At 36.9% G+C, this 6,792-nt stretch carries 6 protein-coding genes and 2 tRNA genes (1 of these 8 running past the window's edge); 2 read left to right on the plus strand and 6 right to left on the minus strand.

Features of this window, described 5'->3' with window-relative positions:
* Positions 1 to 8: 8 nt before the first annotated feature.
* Positions 9 to 842: a DUF72 domain-containing protein gene (locus IGK21_RS10125; protein WP_034698934.1), complete on the minus strand. Its 834-nt coding sequence runs from the start codon at positions 840 to 842 to the stop codon at positions 9 to 11.
* A gap of 155 nt (positions 843 to 997) precedes the next feature.
* Here IGK21_RS10125 and IGK21_RS10130 point away from each other — a divergent pair, with 155 nt between their 5' ends.
* The gene (locus IGK21_RS10130; protein ID WP_034698932.1) at positions 998 to 1,966 is read left to right on the plus strand and encodes an asparaginase; all 969 of its coding nucleotides are present in this window, start codon (positions 998 to 1,000) and stop codon (positions 1,964 to 1,966) included.
* A 615-nt stretch (positions 1,967 to 2,581) separates the two neighbouring features.
* Here the strand turns inward: IGK21_RS10130 and IGK21_RS10135 are convergent.
* The 4 genes from IGK21_RS10135 to IGK21_RS10150 all read right to left on the minus strand — a co-directional run bounded on the left by IGK21_RS10135 (position 2,582) and on the right by IGK21_RS10150 (position 6,038).
* On the minus strand, positions 2,582 to 3,319 hold the full coding sequence (locus IGK21_RS10135) for an acyl-ACP thioesterase domain-containing protein (RefSeq protein ID WP_034698929.1): 738 nt from the start codon (positions 3,317 to 3,319) through the stop codon (positions 2,582 to 2,584).
* 15 nt (positions 3,320 to 3,334) lie between these two features.
* Positions 3,335 to 4,168, minus strand: coding sequence for a fructosamine kinase family protein (locus IGK21_RS10140; protein WP_010718739.1), 834 nt, complete (start codon positions 4,166 to 4,168; stop codon positions 3,335 to 3,337).
* 282 nt (positions 4,169 to 4,450) lie between these two features.
* Positions 4,451 to 5,779: an aminopeptidase C gene (locus tag IGK21_RS10145; RefSeq protein ID WP_010718740.1), complete on the minus strand. Its 1,329-nt coding sequence runs from the start codon at positions 5,777 to 5,779 to the stop codon at positions 4,451 to 4,453.
* 185 nt (positions 5,780 to 5,964) lie between these two features.
* A tRNA-Asn gene (locus IGK21_RS10150) sits at positions 5,965 to 6,038 on the minus strand.
* A 206-nt stretch (positions 6,039 to 6,244) separates the two neighbouring features.
* On the opposite strand from IGK21_RS10150, the gene IGK21_RS10155 reads away from it, so the two are divergent.
* Positions 6,245 to 6,317 (plus strand) — tRNA-Thr (locus IGK21_RS10155).
* Positions 6,318 to 6,776: 459 nt separating this feature from the next.
* Here IGK21_RS10155 and IGK21_RS10160 read toward each other — a convergent pair.
* Positions 6,777 to 6,792, minus strand: partial view of an iron-sulfur cluster biosynthesis family protein gene (locus tag IGK21_RS10160; RefSeq protein ID WP_034698924.1) — the 3' end only. 335 nt of this gene lie beyond the right edge of the window; 16 of the gene's 351 nt are visible here — the last part of the coding sequence; its start codon lies off the right edge, out of view — the gene reads right to left on this strand; its stop codon occupies positions 6,777 to 6,779.

Genomic DNA, 6,792 nt, shown 5'->3' on the forward strand with positions numbered 1-6,792 from the left:
CTCCCTCTCTAAAATAAATCCATTTGTTGTGGGTTTAAGCCTTCCGGTTTTATTTTTAATATTTTTTGTAAAGCTAACGCATTTTCTGCAGCATCTCCACCAGAATTGTTGTTAAAGATAATTCCGATCTCTTTCGTTTTTGAGCTAACAGAGTCAATAGCAGTTGCTAGTTCTATCAGTTCCTGCTCAGAATAGCGATAAAGAGTTCTTTTTTTACGCCAATCTTTATCATTGGCCTGCCAACCTTGAGCATTTCTTCCGTGAAACCTGAAAAGAGCAAAGTCTGGATTCGTGATGAATGGGTCAAAAGGAACTGTTGTGTTTAACAACTGTGGTTCATCAATTACTGCCAAAGAAAATTCTGCTCGAGTCATGAAGCTTCTCGTGCGCTCAACGAATTCCTCACTGTACCACGAAAAGTCCCGAAGTTCGATTGCTACCGGATAGCCAGCAAACCATTTTCGAAGCTTACGTAGGTATTGTACACTTTCCTTGGTGCATTTAAAGGAAGCTGGAAATTGGACTAAAAAACAAAAAAGCTTGTTCGCATCACTCATTGGTTTCATTACTTCCAGAAATTTAGCAATCATTTCTTCTTCTGTTTGATAATATTTTTCCCAGTCTCCTTGACCACTGATCCCTTGATACGCCTTAACAACAAAACGAAAATCATTTGGAACCTCTTGCACCCATTTTTCTACCGAAGTTCGTCTTGGGATTCCATAGTAAGCTGTATCAAGCTCCACTAATGGCAAATATCTAGCATACTCATAAAGTGTGTTATTCTTTTTTCCAGTCAATTTATCATGTTCTTTAAATGAGGTTAATCCGATTCGTATCATTTCAAGCCACCTTTGCTTTTCCATCCAAAAATCAACTATGTATAGTGAGATTTACTACTCATTGCTCAATGCCGCGGATAGCAAAACTCTTTCATATAGTATACAATAAGCGTTAAAGCCTATGCAAAATTATATGTAAGGAAGTCCGAAAAAAAATGAAAAAAATTCTAATTTTACACACTGGCGGAACGATTGCCATGAGAGAAAATCTTTTAACTGGTGGAGTGAGTCCTGATGTTGTGAATCCTTTGCTAGATGCTGAAATTGAAATTCCAGAAGATGTTGATTTAGTAATAGAAGATATCTTTAATCTTCCTTCACCTCATATCATGCCTAAACATATGTTAATTTTAAAAAAACGGATTAATGAAGCCTATCATTTGGGGTTTGACGGTGTTGTAATCACTCATGGAACAGATACGTTAGAAGAAACCGCCTTTTTCTTAGACACGACGATTGGAGATAAACTGCCGATCGTACTAACTGGCGCTATGCGATCCAGCAACGAATTAGGGAGCGATGGGCTGTACAATTTCGAGAGTGCTATTCGAGTCGCTAGTTGTAAGGAAGCAAATGGAAAAGGTGTATTGGTCGTAATGAACGATGAGATCCACTCCGCGCGTTACGTGACCAAAACCCACACGACAAATGTTGCCACTTTTCGTACACCCACATTAGGTCCAATTGGTCTAGTAACAAAACATCGGATCTTATTTATGCAAGAATTACTAGAAACTACACGCTTAGATATCACTTCAGTCAATGGTACGATCCCAATCGTTAAGGCTTATGCGGGGATGCAAGGTGATCTATTAGAAGCTATCGCCCATACCAAAGTAGATGGCCTAGTGATCGAAGCTTTAGGAGCTGGCAATTTACCACCACAAGCTGTAACAGCTTTGAAAAAATTATTAGTACAAAAAATCCCAGTGGTCTTAGTTTCCCGGTGTTTTAATGGGATAGCAGAACCTGTTTATGACTACGAGGGTGGCGGAAAAGAATTAGCAAACATGGGGATTATTTTTTGTAATAGCATCAATAGCCAAAAAGCTCGCATCAAACTACTGATTGCCTTGAATCACGGGTTAAAAGATCAATCATTGATTTCGTTTATTACTCAATAAGTTATAGCTAAATCACATACGAAAATTCCTGACATTAAAATTCCGTTCTAAAAAAATCCAGAGTTCGTTTAGCAATTGAACCAATTTTGCGCATTCTTTTTTCAATCATGGAAGGTTATCGATCCTTACCTATTACTGGATATCCAAAAGTCTTATTTCCATGTTAGAATGTCCAAAAGTATGAACAACTAAAGAATTCTTTATTATTCAGCACTTCGGCAATCAATCAAAAAAGAGGTTGAGACAAAAGTGTTCAGCATCAAGAAATAAGAAGGAATTTCCGAAAATTGCTTCTCAAATTTTTGGTAAATTTCGGCTTATTTCCGAAGATGCTACTTTTGTCTCACCGTGAACAAGAGGTCGTGAAAAGAGTGTTTTGACCTGAGCGTTAAGGATGGAAATCTCGAAACAGCTTCCCATGTTTTGAGATTTTTTGACTTATCGCCGAAGGTCAGCTCTTTGAACACCGTTTATCCGTTTTTAGAGATACTAGAAGAGACTGAGACAACTTTTGTCTCAGTCCCTTTTTTCCCTTGTTGTTCCTGCTTATTTCCCAGAGCTAGACACTTCTGCGACAACCTCTTTCCGATTGGAACATCGTTTGCTATTAGCAGTTTATTTATTTTTCCAAGTGATATTTGCTTCACAATAGAGTTGTTCTTGCATTCTGATTTCATGTCTTGTTTTCACACCATGTTCCATCTCTACTTGTTCATAATGACTTTCAATTTCATTTCCATATTCCACTTCTTTGTCAAAACGGATCAAAACTTTTTCTGGTACATGTGTCGTCAAGAAATCATAGCCTAAGACATCAATAATCCAGTTGAAATACATGGCATTGTTCACATGTTGGTTACTATCGATATCATAGAAACGCACGCGATAAGGTAACATCGTGCCCGATTCGATCTTTTCTATTTTTTCTTGCCGTTTGATTTTTTTGATTTTTTCGCTTTCAAACGGTGCAATAATTTCTTCATTGACGCTACTCATTTTCCGATTCACAAAATCCATTAATACAAAAACTGATTCTATTTTTACCAGTTCTGTACCTTCTTCATCATGAATCCAAAAATTACGATAACAAAAGAATTTATTGTACTCCATGGCTTGTGTTGTTATAGAAATCGTCTCTCCTACTTTAGGCAAACGAGTGATTGTCATTGAATAATTGGTAATGACCCAAGTCAGTCCAAAACTATTGACAAATTTACTGCCACGATCAAGCGCATCACTTTGATCTTCCGATGTCTTGATCACGATTCCTAACATTGATGGAAATGTCATGGTCTGATTAATGTCACATTCATAATATGAAACTTCATGTTTTTTTGTATATCTCTTTGCCAAAAAAACACCCTCCTCTTATCTTTTCGCTAATAATTGATCCACTTGTGAACCATAACTTTCCCCAAACATATTTAGATGGGCTAACAAATAATATAACTGGTAAATCGGCAATCGTTTTTCCCAATTTTTCTCCAAAGGATAGACCATTTGATAACTTTGTAAAAACTCTGGACGAAACCCACCAAATAGCTGGCTCATAGCTATGTCCTGCTCACGATCACCGTAAGAAACGGCTGGATCAACGAAGACTGGTTCTCCTTGCTGATCAAAGAACACATTACCACTCCACAAGTCGCCATGCAAGAGGCTAGGGACAATCTTTTTATCACTAAAGTTTTCTAACACGTATTGCTTAAAAGAAATAAATGTTTCTTGGCGGTTTTGATTCCAATGGTTGTTTTTTTGTGCCAAAGCAATTTGACTTTCTAGACGATTTTTGAAGAAGAAAAGCCACCAATCTTCTTCCACGTGATTGAATTGCGGAACGGTCCCTAAATAGTTATCCTTTCGATACCCAAATTGAGGAGCGGTTACCTTATGCAATTTCGCCAAAGAAACGGCTAGATCTTTTTGATCTCCTTTGCCAGGTTCGATCCATTCCATCAAAAGATAGGCACCATCTTTTTGTTCGCCCAGCATGTAAGTTTCAGGTACTCGAACGTAGGGAGCTAGTTCTTTTAACCCATCCACTTCCGCTTCAAAAAAAGACTTTCCAATATTAGGATGAAGCTTTAAGAAATATGATTTATTTTGCTCTTCAATTCGATACGTTTGATTAACGTCCCCACCAGTGATAGGTATCACTTTGCCTTCTAATTGGATTTCTGCTAACACCGACTGAATATTCATCTCTACTCCTCCTTACATGCTTTTCCAACCTATTTGTTAGCTATCATTATATCACAGAGAATCTAAAACAAAGAAAATGAGTCTAGTAACTCTTTGTTCAACAGTAAAAGTCCGTTGCTCATATTTATAGACAAAAAAAGAGAGGCTTCTTTCAAAATTAGTAACCCTACTAATTTCGAAGACTAACCTCGTCTTTCTTTCAATCCCTTATTTACTTTCTTTTTCAGTAATCTGAGACACCAATTCGTCTATTTTCTTCATACTTTGAGTAGAATCAGTTTTTTAAGCCAATGCGCCCATTGGATCCCAAGGAGCTAAAACGATTGGTTCTTCATTGAAGGCTTGGAGTTGCTCTTTCGACAACAAATCTTTGCGAACAACGATTTGATACGTGTATTCGTTCATCCAATCGTCACTCATTACAAAAAATCCTTTATTGCCAACTTTTTCTCCCCAGCTATTTTCGACTTTCCATTTCGTTGATTTCCCATCAACAAGATCGACTCCCGTCAATACCATCGCGTGGGTCATTAAGCTTTCACCATAATCTAAACGTTGTGCTTTAGTCATCGTAAAATCTACATCGAATAAGTCATCCATGTCGTAAACATCCAGTGCCATGACCCCACTATCTCTAGTTGAAGATTGTCCAACATCACAACCAAACCAAACGGACTCTCCTTGTTCCAGTTGGGCAATAGCCAACTGTTTAAACGTTGACATATCTACGTTCAAGTAACGAACTTCTTTCCCGCCAACCACATTACCTAACATTTCTACAGTGTAAGAACGATCAAAAGGTTTGTCTTTTGTCGGTGCATTGATGATGCTAACGTAATCATCTAGTTTTACACCAATATATTTATCATAAAAGAGTTGAGGTGTAAGCTGTTGGTCAATATGATAATTGTTTTCTTCGTCACGGTATTCAAAATCAAATTCTTTTGGTGGTGTTCCTAAGGAGATGGCTAAAAATTGATAGATTCCTTCTAGCATTTCCTCTTTTTTTGCTTGAATCGCTTCAGCAGTTTCACCACCGGCAATCATTTCACGTAAGACCGTCGCATCTTTACGCAACAATTTATTCAAGTAATTATTTAAATCTCGTGAATTTGAACTATTTGCACTTTCTGGCATAACAGATTTAGGAACTACACCATATTTCTGGAAGAGGGAAACGATCATATCCCATTGTCCGCCATCTTGTTGTGGGGTTGTTAATAAAAAGGCTACTTTTCGGCTATCTAAGGCATCATTCCCTGTTGCGATAATATTTTCATAAAAATAATTAGCTTTTTCATATTTGTCCCAGAAAAATGTATAGTTTTGTGATAATTCAAATTCTTTCAAATGGAATTGATTGAGCAATTTATGTCGGAAAGTATTTAATGCTGCAAACATCCAGCAACGACCAGATTGTTTCTGATTTGAAACCTTTCCCGTTGATAAATCAATTGAAAAAACCGGTGTATTAGACACATGGGCAGCCACATTTTCAGCAGAAGCGGTGATCCCATTTTTTACTACCGCTCTTTGTAGAGCTTGTTGTTTGTTGTTTTCTTCAAAACCTTTTGCAAATTTTTTCGTCATTTCAGGTGTAATAGCTTTCATCCAATCATCCTTCCAATCAAAAATATATCTTTAATTCTACCCTTAAGTGGTTTGAAATACAACGACTCACTTTTAATCGTTACAACAAATCGACTGAATCCCCCTCACGACAACCCTTTTTTGTTATTCTCAAAAGTTTTTGAGAATAACAAAAAAACCACAGCCTCTAAGCTGTGGTTGAAGTACTCCGGCAGTAGGACTCGAACCTACGACATCATGATTAACAGTCATGCGCTACTACCAACTGAGCTATGCCGGAATCAAGTACATGTATATAATATCAATTTATCTTAAATAACGCAATACTTTTTTTACATATTTTTTTGTTTTTTCACAAAAACCACTGCCCAAAATTTGTTATTTATACAATTTAGAATGTTCATCCTATGAAACCAATTTTTTTTGTTTTAGATATTGACAAAATTGATTATTTTCGTTATTCTATTACTTGTATTAAGAAATCATGCCGCTTTAGCTCAGTTGGTAGAGCGCTTCCATGGTAAGGAAGAGGTCGCCGGTTCAAGCCCGGCAAGTGGCTTACTTAGATAACGTAACCTGTTGTTTTAACAATAAGGTTACGTTGTTTTTTTATCTTCATTTTTTTAAATACTATATGATTTTATAGCTAATAAAACTAAGCTGTAATGAATAGCTAGTTGTAAATAAACGTAAAGGACTAGAGCCTTAGATATAAATCTTACGTTTACTCTAATAACGAGTAAACAGTGTTCAATCAACCACTCCTTGCAATAAGCCTGAATTTTTCATAATATGAGAAGCTGTTTCAAGATCCCCATCCTTATTGGCCCTGCAATTACTCATCGCAGTTTCTACTTAGTGAGCGCTCAGATCAAAACGCTCTTTTCACATCCTCTGATCTACGATGTTCCAAGTAGTATCGAAAATAAGCTGGAGAATCCAAAAAATAAGAAGAACTATTTTTGGATTCTCCAGCTTATTTCTCAGTGCTAAACGCTGCTGTCACAACTGCATGTCTTTAAGGGCGTAAATCA

The sequence above is a fragment of the Enterococcus sp. DIV1421a genome (assembly GCF_051711025.1).
In the GTDB taxonomy this organism is placed as follows: Bacteria; Bacillota; Bacilli; order Lactobacillales; family Enterococcaceae; genus Enterococcus_B; species Enterococcus_B hirae.

Excerpts from the sequence above, each read along its gene's own strand:
- IGK21_RS10140 (WP_010718739.1), bottom strand. The coding sequence starts at position 4,168 with ATGAATATTCAGTCGGTGTTAGCAGAAATCCAATTAGAAGGCAAAGTG.
- IGK21_RS10145 (WP_010718740.1), bottom strand. The coding sequence starts at position 5,779 with ATGAAAGCTATTACACCTGAAATGACGAAAAAATTTGCAAAAGGTTTT.
- IGK21_RS10125 (WP_034698934.1), bottom strand. The coding sequence starts at position 842 with ATGATACGAATCGGATTAACCTCATTTAAAGAACATGATAAATTGACT.
- IGK21_RS10130 (WP_034698932.1), top strand. The coding sequence starts at position 998 with ATGAAAAAAATTCTAATTTTACACACTGGCGGAACGATTGCCATGAGA.